Origin of the sequence: Enterobacter cloacae complex sp. 397G4 (genome assembly GCF_050031515.1) — a bacterium.
Taxonomy (GTDB): Bacteria; Pseudomonadota; Gammaproteobacteria; order Enterobacterales; family Enterobacteriaceae; genus Enterobacter; species Enterobacter hormaechei_C.
In genome coordinates this window covers 1,283,704-1,307,302 of the sequence record NZ_JBLGWE010000001.1, presented here as the reverse complement: position 1 = coordinate 1,307,302, position 23,599 = coordinate 1,283,704, and the positions used below count along the sequence as shown (strand labels likewise).

The window sequence follows — 23,599 nt, the reverse complement described above, 5'->3', positions numbered from 1 at the left end:
CCGGGAGGTTTATTTGCAATTTGACTACATCATTATCGGAGCCGGCTCTGCCGGCAACGTACTGGCAACACGACTGACTGAAGATCCGAACACCACCGTCCTGCTGCTTGAGGCGGGCGGGCCGGACTACCGCTTTGACTTCCGCACCCAGATGCCTGCCGCGCTGGCCTTCCCGTTGCAGGGCAAGCGCTACAACTGGGCGTATGAAACCGAGCCTGAGCCTTTCATGAACAATCGCCGCATGGAATGCGGACGGGGTAAAGGGCTGGGCGGCTCGTCGCTGATCAACGGCATGTGCTACGTGCGCGGTAACGCGATGGATCTGGACAACTGGGCGAAACAATCGGGTCTGGAGCACTGGAGCTACCTCAACTGCCTGCCCTACTACCGCAAGGCAGAGACCCGCGACGTGGGGCCGAACGACTACCACGGCGGCGACGGTCCGGTGAGCGTCACCACCTCTAAGCCGGGCGTGAACCCGCTGTTTGAAGCGATGGTAGAGGCGGGCGTGCAGGCGGGCTACCCGCGCACCGACGACCTTAACGGCTATCAGCAGGAAGGCTTTGGCCCGATGGACCGTACGGTCACGCCGCAGGGCCGACGCGCCAGCACCGCGCGCGGCTATCTGGACCAGGCCAAACCGCGCCCGAATCTGACCATCCGCACCCACGCCATGACCGATCACATTATCTTTGACGGCAAGCGCGCGGTGGGCGTCGAGTGGCTGGAAGGCGAAAGCACCATTCCGTCAAAAGCGACGGCGAAGAAAGAGGTGCTGCTGTGCGCGGGCGCCATCGCGTCTCCGCAGATCCTCCAGCGCTCCGGCGTGGGCAACGCTGAACTGCTGAAGCAGTTTGATATCCCGCTGGTACATGATTTACCCGGGGTGGGTGAAAACTTGCAGGATCACCTGGAGATGTACCTTCAGTATGAATGTAAGGAGCCGGTCTCCCTCTACCCTGCCCTGCAATGGTGGAACCAGCCGAAGATTGGCGCGGAGTGGCTGTTTGGCGGCACAGGCGTGGGCGCGAGCAACCACTTCGAAGCGGGCGGGTTTATCCGCAGCCGCGAGGAGTTCGAGTGGCCAAACATTCAGTATCACTTCCTGCCGGTGGCGATTAACTACAACGGCTCGAACGCGGTGAAAGAACATGGCTTCCAGTGCCACGTTGGCTCCATGCGCTCGCCGAGCCGCGGCCACGTGCGCATCAAGTCGCGCGATCCGCACCAGCATCCGGCGATCCTGTTCAACTACATGTCCCACGAGCAGGACTGGCAGGAGTTCCGCGACGCGATCCGCATCACCCGCGAGATCATGCACCAGCCTGCGCTGGACAAGTATCGCGGTCGTGAAATCAGCCCGGGCGTGGAATGCCAGACCGACGAACAGCTGGACGAGTTCGTGCGCAACCACGCTGAAACCGCCTTCCACCCGTGCGGCACCTGCAAGATGGGCTACGACGAAATGGCGGTGGTCGACGGCGAAGGCCGGGTTCACGGGCTGGAAGGGTTACGCGTAGTGGATGCGTCGATTATGCCGCAGATTATCACCGGCAACCTGAACGCCACCACCATCATGATTGGCGAAAAGATTGCCGACGCCATTCGCGGGCGCGAGCCGCTGGCGAAGAGCACGGCGGCGTATTATGTGGCGGATGGGGCGCCGGTTCGCCGCTGAGTGCGAACTTCTCCCCTCACCCCGGCCCTCTCCCAAAGGGAGAGGGTGTCATCGTCCCCTCTCCCTCTGGGAGAGGGTTAGGGTGAGGGGAAATTATTGCCGAAATGCTTCAAGCCGCTTAACCTGCCGTCCTTCCCCGTCAAAATTCTCCGCCGCCAGCCAGGCGCGCAGCTCTGCATCGCGCTGCGGCCATTCGCCGTCAATAATCGAAAGCATATCGCTGTCGCGGTTGCGTCCTTTACGCACCAGCTTCTGGCGCAGGCGCCCTTCCCAGACAAACCCCAGCCGCTCCGCCGCGTTGCGTGAGGCGATGTTCATCGAATCGCACTTCCACTCCAGCCGGCGATATTGATGCTCAAAGGCATTTTTCAGCAGCAGCCACACCGCTTCGGTACCCACGCGGGTGCCCTTCATTCTGCGCGACCAGGTGACGTGGCCGATCTCAACCGAGCCCTGAAAGCGTTCTATCGCCATATAGCTGACCAGCCCTACCGCCTTTTCGGTGCGCAGATCGATAACGGCAAAGGGCACCAGGTCGTCATCCAGCACCTTTCCCAACACCCAGTGCGCAGTGGCCTCAACGCTCACAGGCTGGGTGCTGGCAAGCCACGTCCAGTCGCTGTCGTCACCCAGCGCATAGGCTTCAAACAAATCAGCCGAATGGCGGTCAGCATCCAGCGGCTCCAGGCGGCAATACTGCCCGGTGAGCAGGGTACGGGTTAACGCGCGGGCGCATTTCCAGTCCGGGACAATATCATTAACGGTTTGACCATGTTGATTGATTTCGGGCACGGCGGTGACTCCCTGAAAGGTAAGGAGTTTGTTATAGCAGGTTAAAAAGCGAACGAAAAGAGAGGTGATTCATAACCAGACCGAATGCGTTATTCCCGGAGGGCATAAGCAAAGCAGAATTTCGACTTTGAGGAAATCCTCAGCCAGCCTACCGTAACGGTGCATAAAACAATCACAATATATTTTCTTCAGGGATCGCTATGAATAAAAAACTGCTGCCGTTACTGGTGCTGGCTGCGCTCTCAAGCGCTGCTCACGCCGCTACCCCGCCCAACACGCTGGTTGTCGCCCAGGGTCTGGATGATATCGTGAGCCTTGACCCGGCCGAAGCCAACGAACTTTCCAGCATCCAGACCGTACCGAGTTTGTATCAGCGTCTGGTACAGCCGGACCGCGATAACCCGGAAAAAATCACCCCGGTTCTGGCCGAAAGCTGGGAAGCGGACGCGGCAGCAAAAACCCTGACCATCAAACTTAAGCCCGATGCAAAATTTGCCTCCGGCAACCCGCTGCGCCCGGAAGATGTGATCTTCTCATATACCCGCGCCGTGACGCTGAACAAATCCCCGGCGTTTATCCTCAACGTACTGGGCTGGGACGCCAGCAATATCGCCAGCCAGCTGAAGAAAGTGGACGACCATACCCTCACGCTTCGCTGGACGGCGGACGTCAGCCCGTCGGTAGCGCTGAATATACTCTCCACGCCGATTGCCTCCATCGTCGATGAAAAGCAGGTTGCGGCGAACGTGAAGGATAACGACTTCGGCAACGCGTGGTTAAAAATGCACTCTGCGGGCAGCGGCGCGTTCAAAATGCGCGTTTACCAGCCGCATCAGGCCATCGTGCTGGAAGCCAACGAATCCGCACCCGGCGGCGCGCCGAAGCTTAAAAGCATCATCATTAAAAACGTCCCCGATTCCGCTTCCCGCCGCCTGCTGATCCAGCAGGGTGATGCGGACGTGGCACGCGATCTGGGTGCAGACCAGATAATCGCCCTCAGCGGCAAGCCGGGCGTGAAGGTGCTTAGCATCCCTTCTGCCGAGCAAAACTATCTGGTGTTTAACACCGGCAACAGCGCTAACCCGCTGCTGAATAATCCAGCGTTCTGGGAAGCCTCGCGCTGGCTGGTGGATTATGAAGGCATCACCAAGGACCTGCTGAAAGGCCAGTATTTTGTTCATCAGAGCTTCCTGCCGGTCGGCCTGCCGGGCGCGCTGGAGGACAATCCGTTCACGTTTGACCCGGCAAAAGCAAAAGCGATCCTCGCCAGGGCGGGCATCAAAGACGCGCATTTCACGCTGGACGTAGAGAATAAACCGCCGTTCATCACCATCGCGCAATCCATGCAGGCGAGCTTCGCTCAGGGCGGCGTGAAGGTGGATCTGCTGCCCGCGGCGGGTAGCCAGGTGTACGCCCGCGTGCGTGCGAAACAGCATCAGGCGGCCATACGTCTGTGGATCCCGGACTACTTCGATGCACACTCCAACGCCAGCGCCTTCGCATGGAATGACGGGAAATCCAGCACCGTGGCCGGGCTTAACGGCTGGAAAATTCCGGAGCTGAACAACGCTACGCTGGCGGCGGTTGCCGAGCCGGATCCGGCAAAACGTCTGGATCTGTATAAGAAGATGCAGGAACAGTTACAGCATAACTCGCCGTATGTGTTCGTTGACCAGGGCAAAACCCAGATCGTGGTGCGCGATAACGTGAAGGGGTATCAGCAGGGGCTGAACGCGGATATGGTCTGGTACGATCGCGTTACGAAGTAGCCCTTGTTGCCGGGTGGCGCTGCGCTTACCCGGCCTACGTTCCTGGTTTTTGTAGGCCGGGTAAGGCGAAGCCGCCACCCGGCATAAAGAGATTTCCCATGCCACATCTTTCCACCCGCGTGCTTCAGGGTCTGCTGACTCTCCTGCTCACGCTGTTCGGGCTACTGCTGGTCACGTTTGCGCTCTCTGCCTTTTCCCCGGTCGATCGCGTATTGCAGATCGTCGGCGATCACGCCAGCCAGTCCACTTACGATCAGGTTCGCCACCAGCTTGGGCTGGATCGGCCCCTGCCGGTGCAGTTCTGGCATTACCTGCAAAACCTCGCTCACGGGGATTTAGGCACCGCCAGCGCTACCGGTCAGCCGGTATTGCAGGACCTGCTGCACGCCTTTCCCGCCACGCTGGAACTGGCAACGCTGGCGCTAATTATCGGCACGGTACTCGGCGTGATTGCGGGTGTACTGTGCGCCCGCTACGTCGGTTCGCCACTGGACTTAGCGATCAGAACGCTCACCCTGCTCGGCAATTCGGTGCCAATATTCTGGCTCGGACTGCTGATGCTGGCTCTGTTCTACGCGAAACTACAGTGGAGCGCTGGCCCCGGCAGGCTGGACGACATCTGGCAATTCACCGTCGAGCCACGAACCGGATTTGCGCTGGTTGATACCTGGCTTTCCGGCGACCGCGAGGCGTTCCGCAACGCCATCAGCCACCTGGTGCTGCCGGTGCTGCTGCTGGCCTACTACTCGCTGGCAAGTATCACCCGCCTGACGCGCTCCGCCTGTCTGAGCGAGATGAACAAAGAGTACATATTGCTCGCCCGCGCCAAAGGCGCCGGAGAGATGACCATCCTGCTGCGTCACGTGCTGCCGAACATTCGCAGCACCCTGCTGACGGTGATTGCGCTGGCCTACACCAGCATGCTGGAGGGCGCGGTATTAACCGAAACCGTCTTCTCGTGGCCGGGCATCGGGCGCTACCTCACCACGGCCCTGTTCGCCGGTGACACCACCGCCGTGATGGGCGGCACGCTGCTGATTGGCGTCTGCTTTGTTCTGATCAATAACCTTACCGACCTGCTTGTGCGGGCGACCGATCCCAGGGTGCGCTAATGCCGTTTTATCTCTTCTTACGCCGCCTGCGCCGCTCCCCTGCCGCGTTTTGCGGGCTGATCGCCATCGCGCTGCTGGTGCTTATTGCCCTGTTAGCACCGTGGCTTGCGCCGCATGACCCCAACTGGCAGGACGCCGCCGCGCGTCTGCAACCGCCCAACGCGCAGCACTGGCTGGGTACCGACAGCTATGGGCGGGATCTGCTCTCCCGATTAATCTACGGCACCCGTCCGGCACTGGGGCTGGTGGCCTTAGTCACCGTTATTACCCTCCCCGCCGGTCTGCTGGTGGGGATTTTGTCAGGCTACTACGGCGGCTGGATGGAGCGCATCCTGATGCGCTTTACCGACGTGGTGATGTCGATGCCGCGCCTGATCCTCGCCTTCGCGTTTGTCGCGATGCTCGGCCCCGGTCTGGTGAACGGCGCGCTGGCGCTGGCCTTAACGACCTGGCCTGCCTATGCGCGCCAGGCGCGCAGTGAAATCCAGCGTCTGCGCCACAGCGATTATCTGGCCGCCGCGGAGATGATGGGCATTCGCGGCCCGCGCCTGCTGGTCGGCCATATTCTGCCCCTGTGCCTGCCCTCCGCGATTGTACGGCTGGCGCTGGATCTGGCCGGGATCATTCTGGCCGCCGCCGGGCTGGGCTTCCTTGGCCTGGGCGCACGTCCACCGATGGCGGAATGGGGCGCGATGATAGCCGACGGCATGCAGGTCATTTTTGACCAGTGGTGGATTGCCGCCATTCCAGGCGGGGCGATTCTGTTTGCCAGCCTGGCCTTTAACCTGCTGGGCGATGGCCTGCGCGACGTACTGGAGCCACAGCATGACTGAACACCGCGTCATCGTCGATGCGCTGAATATCGACTACCCCGCCGCGCGCGTGGTCCACAACCTGAGCTTTACGTTAGGCAACGAGCGGCTGGCGCTGGTGGGAGAATCCGGCTCCGGCAAGTCCATGTCTGCCCGCGCCCTGATGGGGCTGGTGCGCAAGCCCGGCATCGTGAGCGCTAAGCGGCTTAACGTGCTTGGCAACGACCTGCTGACCCTGAACAGCCGCCGCTGGCAGGCGCTGCGCGGCAACGGCATTGCGATGGTTCTACAGGACCCGCGCTACGCGCTAAACCCGGTGAAAACCGTCGCCGCCCAGCTTGATGAAGCGCTGACCCTCCATCAGCGCCTGCCCCGCGCCGAACGCCTGGCGCGCATTCACGATATCATCCGCGCCGTGGGGCTGAACGAGCACGTGCTCCAGCGCTATCCCGGCGAACTCTCCGGCGGCATGGGCCAGCGCGTGATGATCGCCATTGCGCTCGTCAACAACCCGCAGGTGCTGATCGCCGACGAACCGACTTCCGCGCTGGACGCACGCCTGCGCAACCAGATCCTGGAGCTGCTGGTACAGCAGTGCGAGGCGCGGCAGATGGCGATGCTGTTAATCAGCCACGACTTGCCGCTCGTCGCGGAACACTGTGACCGCGTGCTGGTGATGTATCAGGGTGAGAAAGTTGATGAAATGGCGGCGAGCCAGTTGCCGCAGGCAACCCATCCCTACACGCGCACGCTCTGGACCTGCCGCCCGAACGCCGGGACGTTTGGCCAGATGCTGCCGACGCTCGACCGTTCGCAACCGTGGAAGGAGGCCGACAATGGCACTCGTTGAGGTTAACCAGCTCCGGGTGAGTTTTGGTGAAAAAACGGCGGTTTCCGCCGCCAGTTTTGCGATCGAAAAAGGCGAAACCTTCAGCCTGATCGGTGAATCCGGCTGCGGCAAATCGACTCTTCTGCGCGTGCTGGCGGGGCTGCTGCGCGAGTGGAATGGCCACATTTCCGTCCTCGGGGAAAATTTACGGCCAGGACGACGTTTTGAAGGCGCGCTTCGCCGTAACGTGCAGATGGTGTTCCAGGATCCGTGGGCGTCTTTGCACCCGAACCACACCATTGCCCGCACCCTGTCGGAGCCGTTAAACATCCACGGCGAACCCCAGGTTGCCGAAAAGGTGGCGGATGCGCTGCAACAGGTGGGTCTGGCTGCCGACGCCAGCAGGCGTTACCCGCATCAGCTTTCCGGCGGACAGCGTCAGCGCGTGGCCATTGCCCGCGCGCTGCTGCTGCGCCCGCAGCTTCTGCTGCTGGATGAACCGACCTCGGCGCTGGATATGTCGGTACAGGCGGAGATACTGAACCTGCTCAACCGCCTGAAGGCGCAGCACGGCATGACCTACCTGCTGGTGAGCCACGATGCGGACGTGATTGCGCATATGTCCGACCGGGCGGCATTTATGGCGCACGGGGAGATCCAGCGGGTATTTGACCGTGAAGCAATGTTGCGGGGGGAGCACAGGATGGGGTAAACCGTGCGGCGGCGAGTGCCGCACGCATTTCGTAGGCCGGGTAAGGCGTAGCCGCCACCCGGCAAAACGTTACTTCAGCAGCTTCACCGTGGCATCAATGTCGATCTCATCTTCAGTGAAGATCATCGTCGTGTTCTGGAAGGTGGTGATCGCCAGCTTCTTCACCGTGCGCATTTCGCCCGGCTTTTTCTCGGTTTTTGGTTTGATGCTGTTCATCAGCAGCCCCACCGACAGCACCGCATTCTCTTTGTCGATTTTGGTCTCAACGGGCTCTTCCTCGCTGAACACCACGAAGGATTTAATTGAGGTGAGCTTCACGCGCTCGCCCGCAATATAGAGATGCTTACTCTCCGGGATCACCTTCACCGCATACGCGGAAAGGCCTTTGCTGTTGGTGGTTGGCTCGAAGGTCACCGCCGCATCTTTTTTAATCAGATCAGGGTTGGCGACCTTAATCACATGAAAATAGCGGTTGTCGCCGTTTTCATCTTTGATAAATCCAAAGCCTTTATCTTTAAACCACGTTGTGATTGTACCGTTCATCGCTGTTACCGCCTGTCAGATCTCAAGACTAAAGTTTTGCAGCGCGCAGTGTAATGCACAATGGCTGACGAGACAAAAAAAAGCCCCTGCACGGGAGCAGGGGAAAGTTCATGTCAGAGCTTTTTAGTATTGTGTATTTAGTTGAACACCATCCCACCATCAATCAGCAGCGACTGACCGGTCATGTAGTCGGAATCCGGCCCGGCGAGGTAAGAGACGCAGGCGGCCACGTCTTCCGGCTCGGACAAACGGCCAAGCGTGATGCGTTTGGCAAAGGTTTCCGTCCCGTAGCCAAGCGGTTTACCCGCCGCCTCGGAGACCTGACGGTCGATTTCCGCCCACATCGGCGTTTTGACGATCCCCGGGCAGTAGGCGTTAACGGTGATCCCCAGCGGCGCGAGATCCCGCGCGGCGGTCTGGGTTAAGCCGCGCACCGCGAATTTACTGGAACTGTAGACGGCCAGCTCCGGGTTACCGGTGTGGCCCGCCTGGGAGCAGGCGTTGATGATCTTGCCGCCGTGCCCCTCTTTACGAAACGCGTCAATTGCGGCCTGAATGCCCCAGATCACCCCTTTCACGTTGATGTTGTAAACCTTGTCGACAATCTCCGGCGTGATGGATTCGATGGGCGTGGACGGCGCCACCCCGGCGTTATTGACGATGACGTTAAAACCGCCCAGCGCGGTGCGGGCTTTTTCCACCGCCGCGAACACCTGCTCGCGGTCAGAGACGTCCACCTTCACGGCGACGGCCTTCCCGCCGTTACGGGTGATCTCATCCGCGACCGCTTTCGCCGTCTCTTCGTTGTAATCCGCAATAGCAACGGCAAAACCATCCTTCACCAGGCGAAGCGCGATCGCTTTGCCAATCCCCTGGCCGGAGCCGGTTACGAGAGCCACTTTTTGCATTTCTCTGTCCTTATATTGATTCACAAAATCTGGCTGAGATGGAGCTGGCCCATCAGCAGCGGGTTATCGCTGTAGTCAACGGGAATGGCCACCACGGCCGGGCCATCGACATCCATTGCCGCACGCAGCGTCGGTTCGAGCGCATCGGCGCTCTCGACGGCAAAGCCTTTCGCACCGAACGCGTCGGCATAGGCTTTGAAATCGACCGGGCCGAACTCGACGCCGGAAAGCCTCTGGTATTTTTTCTCTTCCTGGATGGCCACCATGTTGTAGGCGTTATCCACCCAGATGATGTGCAGCACGTTGGCGTTGAGGCGTACGGCGGTTTCCAGCTCCATGCTCGACTGCAAAAAGCCGCCGTCCCCGGAGACCGAGACCACCTTGCGCCCCGGGTTGACCAGCCACGCGCCAATCGCCCACGGCAGCGCCACGCCCATGGTCTGCTGACCGTTGGAGATCATCACCTGACGCGCCCGGAAGCTGTAGAGGTAGCGGGCGATCCAGATATGGAAGCTGCCCATGTCGACGGTGAGCGTTACGTCGTTATTCACGATGTCCTGCATGGCCCGGACGATGCGCAGCGGATGCAGCGCAAACTGGTTGAGCGATGCGCCGCGACGGTCGAGGAGGTCCCGCTGATGCTGGCGATCGACAAGAATTTCCGAGGCGCGCTGGCTGAGTTCAAGTTTGTGCTCGATTCGACTGGCAAGCAGATTCAGCGTGGCGGCAATATCCCCGACCAGTTCCAGATCGGGAACATACTTGCGCTCCTCATAGGCGGGCAGCACGTCAATGTGCACCAGCGTGGCGTCGCCGCTGTTCCACATGGACGGCTCGTACTCCACCGGGCTGTAGCCGATGCAGATAATCAGGTCCGCCAGATGCAGCAGCCGGTCGCCAGCCTGGTTGTTAAAGAGGCCGACGCGTCCGGCGAAGCGGGTGAAGTGTTCCTGATTCACCGCCCCGGCGGCCTGATAGGTGCTGGTGACCGGAATACGGCTTCTCTCCAGCAGCTTATGCAGCGCGGCGCTGTTGGCGGGCTGGCTGGCCATCAGGCCGAGTAAGATGACCGGGTTTTTGGCATTCGCGATAAGCTTCGCCACGTCGTTGATGGCTGACTCCGGCGCCGGGCCCATCAGCGCCGCGGTGCTGGCGGGTAAAATAGCCCCCGTGGTGGGCTGGTCGACAATATCCTGCGGCAGGCTGACAAACGCCCCGCCCGGCCTGCCCTGCTCGGCAGCGCGAAACGCGTTCGACACCACCTCGGCAATCGCGTCCGGTGAATTGACTTCGACGGCGTATTTGGTGACCGGGCTGAACATGGCGACGGTATCCATGCTCTGGTGCACCAGTTTCGCTTTATCTGACCGCTTCACCGCACCGCCCAGCGCCACCACCGGGTCACCTTCGCTGTTGGCGGTGGCGATGCCGGTGATCAGGTTGGAGCAGCCCGGCCCGGAGGTGACCAGCGCGACCCCGGCCTTACCGGTTAGCCGCCCTACCGCTGCCGCCATAAACGCCGCGTTCGCCTCGTGACGCACCGGGATAATCTCGATGGAGGAGTCCAGCAGGGAGTCAAAGACCTTGTCGATTTTTGCGCCCGGTATGCCGAACACCTGCTTCACACCCTGCGCTTCCAGCTGGCCGACAACCATATCGGCGCCGTGCGCCCACTGACGTGACTGTTTCTCACTGTTCACGGTAGTTCTCCTGTTAGTTTTCGACGGCGCGGATAGCCGCATCAAGGTTGCTGGGGTGCAGGTTGGCCTGTAAAAACGCGCTGTCGGCGGGCAGGTCAATCATCAGCTTGTGGATTTCGCCGAAGGTGAGCACGCCGTTCTCCAGCTGATAGTCGAGCAGGTGGCCCCCGCCCTGACGGTCGTCGGTGATAAAGTGTTCGTGATAGCCCGCCACGTTAATGCCCTGCATATGCTGTGGGGTGCGGAACCCGACCAGCACGCCCTCGCGCTGGTTAAAGCGGAACACCGGCTGGTCATCCAGCACGTCGGTCATCGCCCGGTACGGCGGTGTCTGGCGCGGTACGGTGCGGGTGTGGGCATGGCGGAAGTTGCCGTCGATGCGCAGCGCGCAGAACAGGTTGTCGGAGGGGATTTGCTGGTCGATCACGTCGTGGATCTGCTGACGGCTGACCGGCCCGTCGAAGGCTTTGCGGTACTGCGGCTGGAACCAGGTCATCACCGCGAACGGCGTTTTTTGCTCCGGCTTCGCGGCGCGGGCGCTGCCGTCGGCGCGCAGCTGGTACACCTGGCTGCTGAAGGCAATCATTTCACCGTCCAGCTCGTTAAAGGTACCGAGACCAAAATCACCGTGTGCCAGCAGGTCGGCGATGGTCGTCTCCCCTTCGTAGACGCCGCTTAGCAGGGCGCTCATTAGCGATGTCTGATAGATCACGCTGTCAGGATGCTGAGCCGAGAACCCACGCAGGGTCTCGCATAAACTCGCCTCACAGTCGCATGCAGATGAATGCATCATCATGCCCGTCCTCTTCAACTTTATTTATAAAGGTTAAATAAATGTTGACCCGATTCAGCAGAGAGTTCCAATCTAGAATCCATGCTGGTTTGAGACGTTTTTGATATGGAACTTCGTTATCTGCGCTATTTTGTCGCGGTAGCACGCGAGCGACACTTCACCAGGGCGGCCAAAGCGCTGGGTATTTCACAGCCTCCTCTGAGTCAGCAGATCAAACGGCTCGAAGAGGAAGTGGGCACGCCGCTGTTCAGGCGCCTGACACGGGGCGTGGAGCTGACCGAAGCGGGAGAGGCCTTCTATGAGGACGCCTGTAAGATCCTGGCGCTGAGCGACGCCGCGCTGGAGAAAGCCCGGGGCATCGCGCGCGGGCTGAACGGCAGCCTGTCGATTGGCATCACCAGTTCAGATGCTTTTCATCCCAAAATCTTCGCCCTGATACGTCAGTTTCAGGTACAGAACATGGCGGTGCAGGTTCACCAGGTGGAAGCCAATATGTCGTCGCTGACGACGATGCTGGCGGAGGGTGAGCTGGATATCGCCTTTGTGCGCCTGCCGTGCGAAAGCAGTAAGGTGTTCGAATTAAAAATCCTCGATCGGGAGCCGATGGTGGTGGCGCTGCATCGCGATCATCCTCTGGCGGCATGTGGCGATCTGGCGCTGGATGAGCTGCGGGATACGCCGGTGGTGCTGTTCCCCCAGGAGGTAGCACCGGGGCTGTATGACCGCGTTTACGGCAGCTGCGAGCGGGCCGGGATCGATATGCAACACACGCTGCAATCCTCACAACTTTCCTCTTCCCTGAGCATGGTCTCCGCTGGCGGCGGGTTCGCGCTGGTGCCGAAATCCATGGCCGCTATTTCTCCGCCGAATGTCACCTACCATGCGCTGCGCTCACCGGAGCTTTATACCGATATCGCGCTCTGCTGGCGGCGTTTTGAGCGTTCGCGGACGGTGAAGCGGTTTCTGGCGATGATGAGCGAGGGGTAGCTACGGTGTGGCTGTGCCCGGCGGCGCTGCGCTTGCGCGGGCCTACGGTTCGTGTCGCGGATAGGTTGGCTGGTTAGCGGTTTTGTAGGCCGGGTAAGGCGCAGCCGCCACCCGGCAATGCCCTTTGGAAGCCGCCTCGCAAACTTTTAAGCAATCTTATGTAATTCAGGGGCATCCCTTTTCATCCCTTCTCCGCGGTCGTAAAGTGCCTGCGTTGCGGCACATCCGTAACCGGGCGTAGGAACCCGTTAGCATGACGTGACATTTTTTTGGACAACGAGGATGCTAAATGGCGACTACCCCTGGATTTTCATACGTACACGCTGAAGAAAGCGCTGTTCATCACCTTCTTCACCTGCAACTTCCCGATTCTGCGGATCTCTTTGAACTGGCTGGCACCTGTGCGGCGTACGTGAGCGTACTGGTGGAAATGGACGATGCGGTGACATTTTCTACGCTCTGTAAGCAACTGCTGGGTTGTTAGCGGAGTTTGTGAAGGAGCCTTATATAACGGCTCACTGAGTCGGCCTTACACAAAGGACAACGTTGTTTGATGAATGACGGTTTGTTAGAGGAATGCACAGGAAGGCGGTCACGCCACAGAGGGCGTGACATAAAATCAGGCCTGGTCGTCTTCTTTACCGTAGTAAAGCTTACCGATCTGAATGAGAGGACGGCCCTGGGATTTGCGGTGCAGGTTGCTGTCACGCAGTGAATAAACGCAGCCGCAGTATTCCTGCTGGTAGAACTGTTCGCGCTTGCTGATTTCAATCATGCGCGACGAACCGCCCTGTTTCCGCCAGTTATAGTCCCAATAGACCATACCCGGATAGTGGGCGGCGGCTCGCTGACCGCAGTCGTTGATTTGCTGCATATTTTTCCAGCGAGAGATGCCCAGTGAGCTGCTAATCACGTTGAAGCCATTTTCAGCGGCGTAAAGCGCAGTCCGCTCAAAGCGCATGTCAAAACACATGGTGCAGCGAATGCCGCGCTCGGGTTCCCATTCCATGCCTTTGGCGCGCTCAAACCAGTTATCTGTATCGTAATCCGCATCGATAAACGGTACGCCGTGCTGTTCGGCAAAGCGAATATTCTCATCCTTACGAATCAGATACTCTTTCTGCGGATGAATGTTCGGATTGTAGAAGAAGATGGTGTAGTCGATCCCTGAGGCCTGGATCGCCTCCATTACCTCACCAGAACACGGAGCGCAACAGGAGTGCAGCAGCAGTTTATCAGCCCCGTTTGGGAGTTCTAGTTTAGGGCGTTTGAAATCAGCGGTAGTCATAAATTTATTTGATGAGGTAATGAGGACTGAAAACAGTGTAGCATCAGAGCTGTGCTATCGGGAATGGCGGCCAGTCTCATACATATCCCGCAATGCCTGTTATTGACACAGGGCTGCTGTTGCAGCCCTGACAACCTTAGACTTCAATCGATTCAGAGATCTCTAACGCATCATCGACTTCGATGCCCAGATAACGGACTGTGCTTTCCAGTTTCTTATGGCCCAACAGAAGTTGGATCACCCGGAGATTCTTGGTTTTCTTGTATATCAGGTAAGGTTTTGTTCTTCTCATGGAATGTGTGCTGTAAAGCGAAGCTTCGAGACCAAGCTTTTCTACCCACCCATGAAAAATTCGGCTGTATTGTCGGGTTGATATGTGCCGGTTAGTTCCGCTCCGAGACCGAAACAAGAAGTCTTTACTGTGCAAATTGCCAAGCTTTATCAATGCAGCAACAGCTTCTCTTGTCCCTTTGGTTATCTCAAATTGCACAGGGCTACCGGTTTTCTGTTGCAGCACCGTTGCTCTGCTTGAAACCGAGCTACCATATGCAACATCAGATACTTTCAGGTTCACCAGATCGCAGCCTCGTAGCTTACTGTCTAAGGCCATATTGAACAGAGCTAAATCACGCGTTTTACCTTCCAGTTCAAGCCGGATTCGGATCCCCCAGATATGAGATATCTGAAGTGGTCTTTTTTGGCCTATGATACGGTCTTTATTCCACGGTGACGTGTTCATACTCAAATCTCCTGCAATGTGGGAGATTTGAGTATGGTTGTCTCTTATGAGCGAACATCGGACCTTCAATGGGGATAATCAGCAGATCCCCACTTGCGCTTGTGGTCAGAAGCGGTCCAAAAAAACAACCTGAGTTAGTAGAATTTAGACCGTTCCAGATAATATTATGATTTTATAAAAACATATCTGCTCAGGTAATTTAAAAAAGTTTTCGTATCTAAAAAATAAGCAGGATATGCATTTTTCAATTCATTAATTGAACTAACAGAAACCATAGCTACTTCACAGCCTTTATTTTCCGCACAGTATTTTTCAGACTCGACATAAGCTTCTGCCGCCTTTGTATGATTGTGATTTTCGAAACTCTTTATATTTATATTCCGTTTTACAGTGTCAACAACAATTATGCAAAGTCCCTTATCATATTTCTCACTACCTTCAATATGGCTTACTGCGGCATTATAAGCAGGTAATATATTGAAAACATTCAACTCAACGGATAAATAACTTAATTCCTCTGATATTTTTATATAACTTCCGGATGGCTCTTTACCATATTCAACTTTATAAAAAAGCTCTGATACCAACTCAAAAAACCTAAGCCATCTTGTATCACCAAAACCAGATTTCAATGATTCTTTTCGAAACAAACCAACCATTTCAACTGCTGTAGCCCAGCTATGCTGAATAACTGTTCTTATTTGCATCTCAATGCGTAATCCATTTAAAGATGGAAATTTTTTATTTTGGAATGAATAGATCATGTGAAAGCTTCTATAACCGGAATCTTTCACGTTTATCATGTAATCATCCATTCTAACTAGTTCATGTGAAAATCTAGATGATTTTATTTTATTGACTAAATCATATACTTGATCTAGATTATTTAAAATAGCCCTGCACCCACCAAGATCCTGCATCTTATTTAACTTCATATCAGGGAATCTGGAAAGCTTAGTAACAATAGAAGGCAGTCTCTTAATTCTAGAGGACAGCAACGCATTTTTGTTTAAGGAAATAGCCTCTCTTTCCATGTAAAATTTTATTTTATTTAAAGGATATAAATGCAACATCCTCCACTCATGAAGAATTTGCACATCTTCCTCATTATACTTTTCACCTAAACTAATCTGAGAGACCAATCTATCACCAGCTCTTCCAACTTCCTTCTTTGAAACAGATAAAGTGTGCATAGTAAGATGCCTTATAATAAGATTATGCGAATTTAGTAATAACAAATTACAAAGACCCAACAGCGGGCAAGGGAAACAAACCACCACCAATTAAGAGGGGCTAGCCCGTACCGTTATGGTTTCAGGGTAACTGAAATAAATTGAATGCACCAGACGTGCTAGAAGTAGCCCGCTTGAAAAAGGGATTTAAAGGTGTTTTTTTAATCAATTGACTGGTATCTATGGCGTTTTATTGCTCAAAACTGAATGTAATCATTCGTTGGAGCGGATCGAAAAAGTCCAAGAAGTACTCACATCAGATGTGACTTACTGTCCATGAGGCATGAGGACATTTCTGAATCCCTTTTTTAACTCACATTCTCTTTAGTAACGTTCGCTGTTGGCACAAAGCGGACTAACGATCGCCTATTTCCGATACGAGAGTAAAAAGAACATCAATAACATAACGGTCATACTGTGCTCGAAACTTATCCCTCCGGACATGGAAGATTATGTGATAGTCAATAGAAACATAACTTCTCAATAAAACTAAGAGGGATTTTTTATAATTCGCAATTTTTAAAATTAATATCATAGCGCAAATCTAACATCCGAGAAAATTGGGAATCATTTTATCAATGATAGAGGAGCCAAGCCCCCTTAATATTAATCAGTTATTAGGGTCTTGGCCCTCTCTTTTTCGGAGTCGCTTCTTGTGTGGATGGCCTAATATTATCTTTAATGTAATTATGTAATAATTCAATAGAACTCATCGTCGTAACCGCTAAATCTTTGGAGTCCGGATTAATGACTAACACTTCAAGTGTTGAACTTGAGGAGCCACTAACATCATTAAGCAGCCAAGCTAAATAATCTACGAAATCGTTGAAAGATAAAGAATGAGAACCTTGACCGTTGAAGAAACTATTTGCGAAAACATTTGCAGTACATAACGAAGAGATGTTAGGGCTTTGATCATTTAAACCGCAAGAGTCTCCAAATATAGATTTATTACAAATTTGCTTTCGGTATACGTTAGTATAGATCACGCCAGTAGTTGAATTGCTAAATGTAATAAAATGACATTTGTCATGATGGATAGTCATTGTAGGGTAAAGGGGCAATTTTTTACATAAATTTAAACGCCTTGGCTTTTTATTTTCGCTAGGCAGTTCGTCTTCTGAAAATTTAAATTCTATAATTGCAAATCTATTGGAGTCGCTGAGTAAATAATCAGCCCCAGCATCACGGTCTTGCCCATCCAGAGAAAATGAGTGAAAATCATAGCCAAATACTTTGGATTGCTTTTCCATGAATTTATTAAATACATCAGCTAAAGATTGCTCGTGTTTCATTAATATCCCGTCCCTTTTATCAGCCACTCACTTCGATGAATATCATTTGCTAAAGTAACGCAATACTTATTGATATGCTACACACATTATTGGTGTATTGACGCCTTAGAAAGGTCCGCTCCTGGCACATAGCGGACGCATCTTTCACACGCTTCTAAATAACCTGGTTAGCAAAACTATCTCCACGGAACTCCTTCCCAGCAAGCAATTCCTGAATACGCTTCGCAAATCACATAAATACTTCAGGCCGAGATACTTCTGGCACTTTAATGACATACCACTCCAACTTAAAGTGCTCGCACTCAATGCAAAGTTCAATTGTCACGATCATGTAGAAACTGCAATTTCATCGAAGTTTCCGCATTGTCAACCCACCAACCACCATCTATAATATTTCCAACCTGGAAACAAGGGGCAAGGATGCACATAGTCTCAAGAGCGCCTTTCGACACAGCGGCCAGACATTATCCCAATCAAGCACAAGCCCTGGACGATCTTTACCGGGTACTAAAAAAGGAACACTACCCCTCACCAGACGAGATGCGAAAGCGCTTTCCTAGCCTGGACCGGATGAAATACCGGGAAAAATGTTGGGTCATTGATGTGGGTGGCGGGCATCTAAGAGTGATGTTTTTTGCTGATTTTGAGCGTGGAAAGATCTTCATCAAACACATCAGCACTCACGCAGACTATGACAAGCTCACGGACTACTACCGGAGAACGAAAGAATGAATTATGCAGCAGCCATCAAAGCGGCAAACGCTCTGACAAACGAGCTCCCTTTCCTGGGTTCAAGCCCGTCGCGGCAAGACTACGAGGATGCGCTGGCGCTGGTGGAGTATCTTATCGAGCACGACCCCGATAACCCGCTGGTAGATATGCTCACTGCCAAAATCGATAAGTATGAAAACGCGTCCCCGGAGTTTGCAGAATTTAACGCGCGTATTGCCAGCATTCCGTCAGGCGTTGCGTTACTGCGAACGCTAATGGATCAGTACCAGCTCACTCAGAGTGATTTCGAGAACGAGATTGGTAAGAAGTCTCTGGTAAGTCGGATCCTTAACGGACAGCGCACGTTAACGCTAGATCATATGCGAGCGCTGGCGAAGCGTTTCGGTTTGCCGGTGAGCGCATTTGTGGGGAACTGATGCGAAGTTTTCACCCAGACCAATTCCCCAGACGTTAATACCACTATATCTCTCACCCCGGCCCCTCACTCCCCGCCGCCAGCAGCGGCACCACCACGTCGCTGACGGGCACCGCAATCCCGTGCCTGCGGCCATAGCGCTGGATCACGCCGTTGCGTATGTCCCACTCCATCGGGCGATCCGCCTGACGGTCGGCAAGGATCGACGTGCCTAAATCCACTGGCGCGCGCTGGAAGTTCGCCAGGATCTCCTGGGCCACCGCATCGTCCAGCTTCGCCCCTTCGGCGCGGGCGACGGTAAGCCCCTCGCGCAGGTAGCCCAGCGCCAGCTCGCTGATATCCTCGCGCCTGAACATTCCGGCGCGGCGATTGGCCAGCACCATCAGCCCGGCGACCGCGTTTTGCAGCAGCTTGCGCCAGGCGACGGTAGTGAAATCTGTCGAGAGCTCAACGTTACAGCGCGTGCCGCGAAGCGCCTCCACCACCCGCTGCGCCTGCGGCACGTCCGGCAGCGTAAGGCGCGGTTTGGCGCGCAGCCAGACGGAGGCATCCGGCTCGCGCTGGGCAGGGAACCAGACCACCGAGGGCAGCACCGTTGCGCCATTGACCAAAGGCGCAAGCTGGGCTTTCTGCTCCACGCCGTTTTGCAGCGCGCAGACCACGGTGTTTTCATCGCACAGAGCGCGCAGCCACCCGGCGCTGTCGGCATTTTGCGTCGTTTTGACCGCCAAAAAAACGAGGTCAACGGGGCGCATAATGACGCTGGGATCGGTGAGTACCGGACCGGGCACCACAATTTCACCCTCATCATGACGCAGGCGCAGTTCCGGATGCGCGGTGCGCCCACACAGCAGCGGCGTGCGGCCCGCTTCATGCAGCACCGCGGCGATGGTGGTCCCAATCGCACCGGGTCCTGTCAGCGCAATGGTTGGATAGTCAGACATGGGTCACTCCCCTTTTGCTAAGCCTGCTATCAGTTATACCACCCTGAGACGAGCGCGCCACGCCCATTGTCTATACTCAACTCATAACAGACAACGGAGTGCGCCATGCCTTTACCCGACTTCAAATCCTCTGAACCTTATACCCTCGGCATTGAGCTCGAACTCCAGGTGGTTAACCCGCCGGGTTACGATCTGAGCCAGGACTCCTCTGCCCTCATCGCCGCCGTCAAAGACGACATCAAAGGGGGGGAAGTCAAACACGACATCACCGAAAGCATGCTCGAAATCGCCACCGGCGTGTGCCAGACCATCGACCAGGCAGCGGCGCAGTTTTCAGTGATGCAGCAGAGCATCCTGCGCGCGGCGGAAGATCAGCATATCCAGATCTGCGGCGGTGGGACGCATCCATTCCAGAAATGGCAGCGGCAGGAAGTGTGCGACGACGAGCGCTATAACGTCACGCTGGAGCGCTTTGGCTATCTGATTTTGCAGGCGACGGTGTTCGGCCAGCACGTACACGTCGGCTGTCGGACCGGGGACGACGCCATTTACCTGCTGCACGGCCTGTCGCGCTTTGTGCCACACTTTATCGCCCTGGCCGCCGCATCACCGTATATGCAGGGCACGGACACGAAGTTCGCCTCATCGCGTCTCAACATCTTCTCGGGCTTCCCGGATAACGGTCAGATGCCGTGGGTCAACAGCTGGCAGGAGTTCGAGGGGCTGTTCCGCCGCCTGAGCTCCACCAGCATGATCGACAGCATTAAGGATCTGCACTGGGACATCCGCCCCAGCCCGCACTTCGGCACCGTCGAGGTGCGGGTGATGGATACGCCGCTGACGCTCAGCCACGCCATTAACATCGCCGGGCTTATTCAGGCGACGTCGCACTGGCTGCTGACCGCGCGGCCGTATAAGCATCAGGAACGGGATTTTCTGCTCTATCGCTTTAACCGTTTTCAGGCCTGTCGCTACGGGCTGGAAGGCATTCTGACGGACGTACATACCGGCGAGCACAAAACCGTGGCGGAAGATATCGCCTGGCTGCTCGAGCAGGTTGCGCCGTCGGCCGAGAAGCTCGGCGCGACAAGCGCAATCAATGAGATTGCCCTGCTGTTAAAGCAGGGCAAGAGCGAGGCGCAGCGCATGCGGGACTTTATCGCCGATGGCGGCTCGCTGATTTCTCTGGTGCAGAAGCACTGTGAGCTGTGGGCGACGAGTCCGTAAGACCGTGGCCCCACTCGCGCAGGCGCTGGAACAGCACGAACAGCGCCGGGATGAACACTATCCCCACCACGGTCGCCACCAGCATGCCGCTGAACACCGTAGTGCCGATGATGCGGCGGCTCTGGGCACCCGCCCCGGTCGCCAGCATCATCGGCAGGACGCCGATAATGAACGACACGGCGGTCATCATTACCGCGCGGAAGCGGCGCGATGCCCCCTCCCGTGCGGCATCGACAATCGCCATTCCATCCATGCGCCGGGCGCGGGCAAACTCCACGATAAGAATTGCGTTCTTGGCGGCGAGGGCTATCAGTAGCACCAGACCTATCTGCACGTATACGTCGTTGGCATAGCCCGTCAGCCACAGCCAGACCAGCGCCCCGCCGATGGCGAACAGCACTGAGAGCATCACGCTCGCCGGCAGCGTCCAGCTCTCGTACTGGGCGACGAGGAACAGCCACGCCATCACCACCGCCGCCAGCACGATCCATATCGCCTGATTGCCGGTCTGCTGCTCCTGATACGACATGCCGCTCCAGGCGTAGTCGTACCCGGCTGGCAGGTTTTCCGCCAGAATCTCGCCCATCGCCGCCATTGCGGTGCTGCTGCTCACCCCTTCCGCTGCCGAGCCGCTCACCGATACCGACGGGAACTGGTTGTACTGCTGAATAAATGGCGCGCCGACGGTCGGCGTGATGGTGATGAGGTTGCTCAGACGCACCCGCTCGCCGCTGTTGCTGCGCACGAACAGCTCGCTGATTTGCTCCGCGCGCTCGCGCCACTGCATCTCGTTCTGCATCACTACGTGGTAGACGCGGTTGTTGACGCTGAAATCCCCGGCGCGCGTGCCGCCAAAGGCGGTTTGCAGGCTGCTGAAGATGCGTGACACCGGCACGTCGAGGCGGGCCGCGCGCTCGCGGTCAACGGTGAGCGTCATCTGTGGCACGTTGCTGCTCCAGGTGGTGAACACGCGGCTCAGCCGCGGGTTCTGGTTGGCTTTCGCCAGCACCTCACGCGTCACGCGCTCCAGCTCCGCCGGACTTTGCCCCGCCTGCGCCTGAATGCGCAGGTCGAAGCCGGAGGCGTTGCCCAGCCCCGGCAGCGTCGGCGGCGCAAAGGTCATGATGGTGGCTTCCGGCAGGGCCAGCAGCTGGTGCTGAAGGGTGCCCATCACCTCATCCAGCGGCGGACGCTCGCTCCAGTCTTTGAGCATGATGGAGATAAACCCGCCGTTCGATGCGCTGGTGCCGTTGAGGATGTTAAACCCGGAGACCTGAATCACGTCTTCTACCGCCGGGTTGTTAGCGATCAGCTCGCGCGCGGTGGTCATCACCGCTTCGGTGCGCTCCAGCGAGGCTGCCTCCGGCAACTGGACGCTGGCGAAGAAGTAGCCCTGATCCTCCTGCGGCAGGAAGCCCTTTGGCATCGACATAAAGCTGAATACCACCACCGCCGCCGCGCCTGCGGTGGCCAGCAGCGCCAGCCACGGGCGCAGGTTTAAAACGTTCACGATGCGGGTGTAGAAACCGCGCGTGGCGTCCAGCCCGTGGTTAAAGGCGCGATAGAGTGCCGCAGGTTTCTCCGGTCGCGGGCGCAGCAACAGCGCGCACAGGGCGGGCGTAAGAGTCAACGCCACCAGGCTTGAGAGCGTGACGGCAGTCGAGAGCGTCACCGCGAACTGGCGGTACAGCTCGCCGACAATCCCCGGCAGGAGCGCCACCGGCACAAACACCGCCAGCAGCACCAGCGTGGTGGCAATCACTGGCCCGGCGATCTGGCGCAGCGCCAGCGCGGTCGCCGCCGTACGGCTCTGCCCTTCCGCCATCAGCGTTTCGACGCTCTCCACCACCACGATGGCGTCATCCACCACCATGGTCAGCGCCAGAATGATGGCGAACAGGCTCAGCGTATTGGCGGAGTAGCCGAGCGTATAGAGCACCGCGAAGGTGCCCACCAGCGACACCGGAATGGCAAGGGCAACAATCAGCGTCGCGCGCCAGCTTTGCAGGAACAGGGACACCACGACCACCACCGCCAGCATCGTCAGCGCCAGCGAGACGCCAATCTCTTTGATGGTGGCGGCCACAAACGAGGTGGTGTCGAATTTGACTTCATAGACCAGATCGTCCGGGAAGCGCGTGGATAACCGTTCCAGCTCCGCGCGCACCGCATCGGCCACGCGCAGGGCGTTAGCGGACGGCGTCGGGTAGATGCCGAGGTAGGCAGAGTCGTGCCCGTTCAGCTGCGCGCCAGAGCTGTAGCTGCGCGAGCCAAGCTCGATGGTGGCGACGTCCTTCAGGCGCACCAGCTGACCCATCTCCCCGGCGCGGATAATGATGTTGGCAAAGTCGTCGGCCTGATTTAAGCGCCCCAGCCCGTTTATGGTCAGGGTCTGCTGCTGGCCGTTAAACACCGGCGGCGTGCCGACCTGGCCTGCCGCCCCCTGCACGTTCTGCTCGCGCAGCGCCTGCGCCACGTCATCGCTGGTCACGTTCAGGGCGTTCATGCGGTCCGGGCGCAGCCAGATGCGCATGCTGTAGTCCCGTGCGCCAAACATCTGTACCTGCCCGACGCCCGGCAGACGCGACAGCGCCTCGCGCACCTGGGTGCTGGCGTAGTTGCTGACGAACAGCGGCGTGTGGGTGTTGTTCGGTGAGTAAAGGCTTACCCCCATCATCAGGTTGGTGGCGCGCTTGCGCACCTGCACGCCGTTTTGCTGTGCCTCGGTCGGCAGCTGCGCCACGGCCTGCGCCACGCGGTTCTGCACGTCGATGGCGGCGAGATCCGGGTCGGTGCCTGCCGCAAAGGTAATGTTCAGGCTATAGCTACCCTCGTCCGAACTGGTGGACTCCATATAGAGCATATGATCCACCCCGTTCAGCTGGGTTTCCAGCGGCGTGGCGATGGCCTCCGCCACGTCAGCCGAGCTGGCGCCCGGCCATGACGCTGACACATTCACGACCGGCGGGGTGATCTGCGGGTACTGCTCCACCGGAATAATCCTCAGCGCGATGGCCCCCAGCAGGGTGATGACCAGCGCAATCACCATCGCAAAGCGCGGGCGTTTGATGAAAAACGTCAGCATGATGGCT

The 23,599-nt window shown here is 57.0% G+C and carries 22 protein-coding genes; 11 read left to right on the top strand and 11 right to left on the bottom strand.

From position 1 onward, the window contains the following. Window positions 1-13 precede the first annotated feature (13 nt). Window positions 14-1,678, top strand: coding sequence for a choline dehydrogenase (betA, locus tag ACQG1Y_RS06190; protein WP_023296081.1), 1,665 nt, complete (start codon window positions 14-16; stop codon window positions 1,676-1,678). 93 nt (window positions 1,679-1,771) lie between these two features. On the opposite strand, the gene ACQG1Y_RS06185 is transcribed toward betA, so the two are convergent. Continuing rightward, window positions 1,772-2,470, bottom strand: a complete 699-nt coding sequence (locus ACQG1Y_RS06185; protein WP_032103078.1) for a GNAT family N-acetyltransferase — start codon at window positions 2,468-2,470, stop codon at window positions 1,772-1,774. A 200-nt stretch (window positions 2,471-2,670) separates the two neighbouring features. Here ACQG1Y_RS06185 and ACQG1Y_RS06180 point away from each other — a divergent pair, with 200 nt between their 5' ends. The 5 genes from ACQG1Y_RS06180 to ACQG1Y_RS06160 all read left to right on the top strand — a co-directional run bounded on the left by ACQG1Y_RS06180 (window position 2,671) and on the right by ACQG1Y_RS06160 (window position 7,704). Then, window positions 2,671-4,239, top strand: coding sequence for an ABC transporter substrate-binding protein (locus ACQG1Y_RS06180; protein WP_368740727.1), 1,569 nt, complete (start codon window positions 2,671-2,673; stop codon window positions 4,237-4,239). Between the two features lie 98 nt (window positions 4,240-4,337). Continuing rightward, entirely contained in the window at window positions 4,338-5,351 is a 1,014-nt protein-coding gene (locus tag ACQG1Y_RS06175) for an ABC transporter permease (protein WP_045349878.1), read from the top strand. Then, window positions 5,351-6,184 carry an ABC transporter permease gene (locus tag ACQG1Y_RS06170; protein ID WP_023296077.1) on the top strand — a complete coding sequence of 278 codons (834 nt, stop codon included), beginning with the start codon at window positions 5,351-5,353 and terminating at the stop codon, window positions 6,182-6,184. The genes ACQG1Y_RS06175 and ACQG1Y_RS06170 overlap by 1 nt, the downstream gene beginning before the upstream one ends. Beyond that, window positions 6,177-7,013, top strand: coding sequence for an ABC transporter ATP-binding protein (locus tag ACQG1Y_RS06165; protein ID WP_023303248.1), 837 nt, complete (start codon window positions 6,177-6,179; stop codon window positions 7,011-7,013). Before ACQG1Y_RS06170 ends, ACQG1Y_RS06165 begins: the two co-directional genes overlap by 8 nt. Beyond that, on the top strand, window positions 7,000-7,704 hold the full coding sequence (locus ACQG1Y_RS06160) for an ABC transporter ATP-binding protein (RefSeq protein ID WP_232960013.1): 705 nt from the start codon (window positions 7,000-7,002) through the stop codon (window positions 7,702-7,704). The genes ACQG1Y_RS06165 and ACQG1Y_RS06160 overlap by 14 nt, the downstream gene beginning before the upstream one ends. A 69-nt stretch (window positions 7,705-7,773) precedes the next feature. On the opposite strand, the gene ACQG1Y_RS06155 is transcribed toward ACQG1Y_RS06160, so the two are convergent. From ACQG1Y_RS06155 to budA, 4 genes are all read right to left on the bottom strand, one after another. Continuing rightward, complete coding sequence (locus ACQG1Y_RS06155; RefSeq protein ID WP_017382537.1) at window positions 7,774-8,247, bottom strand: cold-shock protein; 474 nt, start codon at window positions 8,245-8,247, stop codon at window positions 7,774-7,776. A 137-nt stretch (window positions 8,248-8,384) separates the two neighbouring features. Then, on the bottom strand, window positions 8,385-9,155 hold the full coding sequence (locus tag ACQG1Y_RS06150) for a (S)-acetoin forming diacetyl reductase (RefSeq protein WP_003858846.1): 771 nt from the start codon (window positions 9,153-9,155) through the stop codon (window positions 8,385-8,387). A 20-nt stretch (window positions 9,156-9,175) separates the two neighbouring features. Beyond that, the gene (gene alsS, locus ACQG1Y_RS06145) at window positions 9,176-10,897 is read right to left on the bottom strand and encodes an acetolactate synthase AlsS (protein WP_426736698.1); all 1,722 of its coding nucleotides are present in this window, start codon (window positions 10,895-10,897) and stop codon (window positions 9,176-9,178) included. After that, window positions 10,869-11,648 (bottom strand): acetolactate decarboxylase, encoded by a 780-nt coding sequence (gene budA, locus ACQG1Y_RS06140; protein WP_026080550.1) that lies wholly within the window; start codon window positions 11,646-11,648, stop codon window positions 10,869-10,871. Before budA ends, alsS begins: the two co-directional genes overlap by 29 nt. 105 nt (window positions 11,649-11,753) lie before the next feature. Between budA and ACQG1Y_RS06135 the strand changes: the two genes are divergently transcribed. Both ACQG1Y_RS06135 and ACQG1Y_RS06130 read left to right on the top strand, forming a co-directional pair. After that, window positions 11,754-12,635, top strand: coding sequence for a LysR family transcriptional regulator (locus tag ACQG1Y_RS06135; RefSeq protein WP_003858850.1), 882 nt, complete (start codon window positions 11,754-11,756; stop codon window positions 12,633-12,635). A gap of 289 nt (window positions 12,636-12,924) precedes the next feature. Beyond that, on the top strand, window positions 12,925-13,119 hold the full coding sequence (locus ACQG1Y_RS06130; RefSeq protein ID WP_023315576.1) for a hypothetical protein: 195 nt from the start codon (window positions 12,925-12,927) through the stop codon (window positions 13,117-13,119). 135 nt (window positions 13,120-13,254) lie between these two features. Here ACQG1Y_RS06130 and ACQG1Y_RS06125 read toward each other — a convergent pair whose 3' ends face one another. The 4 genes from ACQG1Y_RS06125 to ACQG1Y_RS06110 all read right to left on the bottom strand — a co-directional run bounded on the left by ACQG1Y_RS06125 (window position 13,255) and on the right by ACQG1Y_RS06110 (window position 17,189). After that, window positions 13,255-13,923, bottom strand: a complete 669-nt coding sequence (locus ACQG1Y_RS06125; protein WP_023296073.1) for an epoxyqueuosine reductase QueH — start codon at window positions 13,921-13,923, stop codon at window positions 13,255-13,257. A 136-nt stretch (window positions 13,924-14,059) separates the two neighbouring features. Then, the gene (locus ACQG1Y_RS06120; protein WP_045344558.1) at window positions 14,060-14,662 is read right to left on the bottom strand and encodes a site-specific integrase; all 603 of its coding nucleotides are present in this window, start codon (window positions 14,660-14,662) and stop codon (window positions 14,060-14,062) included. Window positions 14,663-14,826: 164 nt separating this feature from the next. Then, window positions 14,827-15,855 (bottom strand): RelA/SpoT domain-containing protein, encoded by a 1,029-nt coding sequence (locus ACQG1Y_RS06115; protein ID WP_368740728.1) that lies wholly within the window; start codon window positions 15,853-15,855, stop codon window positions 14,827-14,829. A gap of 656 nt (window positions 15,856-16,511) precedes the next feature. Beyond that, window positions 16,512-17,189 carry a hypothetical protein gene (locus tag ACQG1Y_RS06110; RefSeq protein ID WP_223349634.1) on the bottom strand — a complete coding sequence of 226 codons (678 nt, stop codon included), beginning with the start codon at window positions 17,187-17,189 and terminating at the stop codon, window positions 16,512-16,514. A gap of 420 nt (window positions 17,190-17,609) precedes the next feature. Between ACQG1Y_RS06110 and ACQG1Y_RS06105 the strand changes: the two genes are divergently transcribed. Both ACQG1Y_RS06105 and ACQG1Y_RS06100 read left to right on the top strand, forming a co-directional pair. Next, window positions 17,610-17,921 carry a type II toxin-antitoxin system HigB family toxin gene (locus ACQG1Y_RS06105; protein WP_368745121.1) on the top strand — a complete coding sequence of 104 codons (312 nt, stop codon included), beginning with the start codon at window positions 17,610-17,612 and terminating at the stop codon, window positions 17,919-17,921. Further along, a complete protein-coding gene (locus ACQG1Y_RS06100) occupies window positions 17,918-18,337 on the top strand; it encodes a helix-turn-helix domain-containing protein (RefSeq protein WP_045349893.1) in 420 nt (139 codons plus the stop codon). Before ACQG1Y_RS06105 ends, ACQG1Y_RS06100 begins: the two co-directional genes overlap by 4 nt. A gap of 52 nt (window positions 18,338-18,389) precedes the next feature. Here ACQG1Y_RS06100 and ACQG1Y_RS06095 read toward each other — a convergent pair whose 3' ends face one another. Then, window positions 18,390-19,280, bottom strand: a complete 891-nt coding sequence (locus tag ACQG1Y_RS06095; protein WP_368740730.1) for an oxidoreductase — start codon at window positions 19,278-19,280, stop codon at window positions 18,390-18,392. Between the two features lie 105 nt (window positions 19,281-19,385). Between ACQG1Y_RS06095 and ACQG1Y_RS06090 the strand changes: the two genes are divergently transcribed. Continuing rightward, window positions 19,386-20,507, top strand: a complete 1,122-nt coding sequence (locus ACQG1Y_RS06090) for a YbdK family carboxylate-amine ligase (protein ID WP_015571201.1) — start codon at window positions 19,386-19,388, stop codon at window positions 20,505-20,507. On the opposite strand, the gene ACQG1Y_RS06085 is transcribed toward ACQG1Y_RS06090, so the two are convergent. Then, a complete protein-coding gene (locus ACQG1Y_RS06085) occupies window positions 20,437-23,592 on the bottom strand; it encodes an efflux RND transporter permease subunit (RefSeq protein ID WP_368740731.1) in 3,156 nt (1,051 codons plus the stop codon). The two genes, ACQG1Y_RS06090 and ACQG1Y_RS06085, sit on opposite strands and share 71 nt — an antisense overlap. Window positions 23,593-23,599: the final 7 nt, after the last annotated feature.

Excerpts from the sequence above, each read along its gene's own strand:
- ACQG1Y_RS06180 (WP_368740727.1), top strand. The coding sequence starts at position 2,671 with ATGAATAAAAAACTGCTGCCGTTACTGGTGCTGGCTGCGCTCTCAAGC.
- ACQG1Y_RS06175 (WP_045349878.1), top strand. The coding sequence starts at position 4,338 with ATGCCACATCTTTCCACCCGCGTGCTTCAGGGTCTGCTGACTCTCCTG.
- ACQG1Y_RS06170 (WP_023296077.1), top strand. The coding sequence starts at position 5,351 with ATGCCGTTTTATCTCTTCTTACGCCGCCTGCGCCGCTCCCCTGCCGCG.
- ACQG1Y_RS06165 (WP_023303248.1), top strand. The coding sequence starts at position 6,177 with ATGACTGAACACCGCGTCATCGTCGATGCGCTGAATATCGACTACCCC.
- ACQG1Y_RS06160 (WP_232960013.1), top strand. The coding sequence starts at position 7,000 with ATGGCACTCGTTGAGGTTAACCAGCTCCGGGTGAGTTTTGGTGAAAAA.
- ACQG1Y_RS06155 (WP_017382537.1), bottom strand. The coding sequence starts at position 8,247 with ATGAACGGTACAATCACAACGTGGTTTAAAGATAAAGGCTTTGGATTT.
- ACQG1Y_RS06150 (WP_003858846.1), bottom strand. The coding sequence starts at position 9,155 with ATGCAAAAAGTGGCTCTCGTAACCGGCTCCGGCCAGGGGATTGGCAAA.
- alsS (WP_426736698.1), bottom strand. The coding sequence starts at position 10,897 with ATGCGGCTATCCGCGCCGTCGAAAACTAACAGGAGAACTACCGTGAAC.
- budA (WP_026080550.1), bottom strand. The coding sequence starts at position 11,648 with ATGATGCATTCATCTGCATGCGACTGTGAGGCGAGTTTATGCGAGACC.
- ACQG1Y_RS06135 (WP_003858850.1), top strand. The coding sequence starts at position 11,754 with ATGGAACTTCGTTATCTGCGCTATTTTGTCGCGGTAGCACGCGAGCGA.
- ACQG1Y_RS06130 (WP_023315576.1), top strand. The coding sequence starts at position 12,925 with ATGGCGACTACCCCTGGATTTTCATACGTACACGCTGAAGAAAGCGCT.
- ACQG1Y_RS06125 (WP_023296073.1), bottom strand. The coding sequence starts at position 13,923 with ATGACTACCGCTGATTTCAAACGCCCTAAACTAGAACTCCCAAACGGG.
- ACQG1Y_RS06120 (WP_045344558.1), bottom strand. The coding sequence starts at position 14,662 with ATGAACACGTCACCGTGGAATAAAGACCGTATCATAGGCCAAAAAAGA.
- ACQG1Y_RS06115 (WP_368740728.1), bottom strand. The coding sequence starts at position 15,855 with ATGCACACTTTATCTGTTTCAAAGAAGGAAGTTGGAAGAGCTGGTGAT.
- ACQG1Y_RS06110 (WP_223349634.1), bottom strand. The coding sequence starts at position 17,189 with ATGAAACACGAGCAATCTTTAGCTGATGTATTTAATAAATTCATGGAA.
- ACQG1Y_RS06105 (WP_368745121.1), top strand. The coding sequence starts at position 17,610 with ATGCACATAGTCTCAAGAGCGCCTTTCGACACAGCGGCCAGACATTAT.
- ACQG1Y_RS06100 (WP_045349893.1), top strand. The coding sequence starts at position 17,918 with ATGAATTATGCAGCAGCCATCAAAGCGGCAAACGCTCTGACAAACGAG.
- ACQG1Y_RS06095 (WP_368740730.1), bottom strand. The coding sequence starts at position 19,280 with ATGTCTGACTATCCAACCATTGCGCTGACAGGACCCGGTGCGATTGGG.
- ACQG1Y_RS06090 (WP_015571201.1), top strand. The coding sequence starts at position 19,386 with ATGCCTTTACCCGACTTCAAATCCTCTGAACCTTATACCCTCGGCATT.
- ACQG1Y_RS06085 (WP_368740731.1), bottom strand. The coding sequence starts at position 23,592 with ATGCTGACGTTTTTCATCAAACGCCCGCGCTTTGCGATGGTGATTGCG.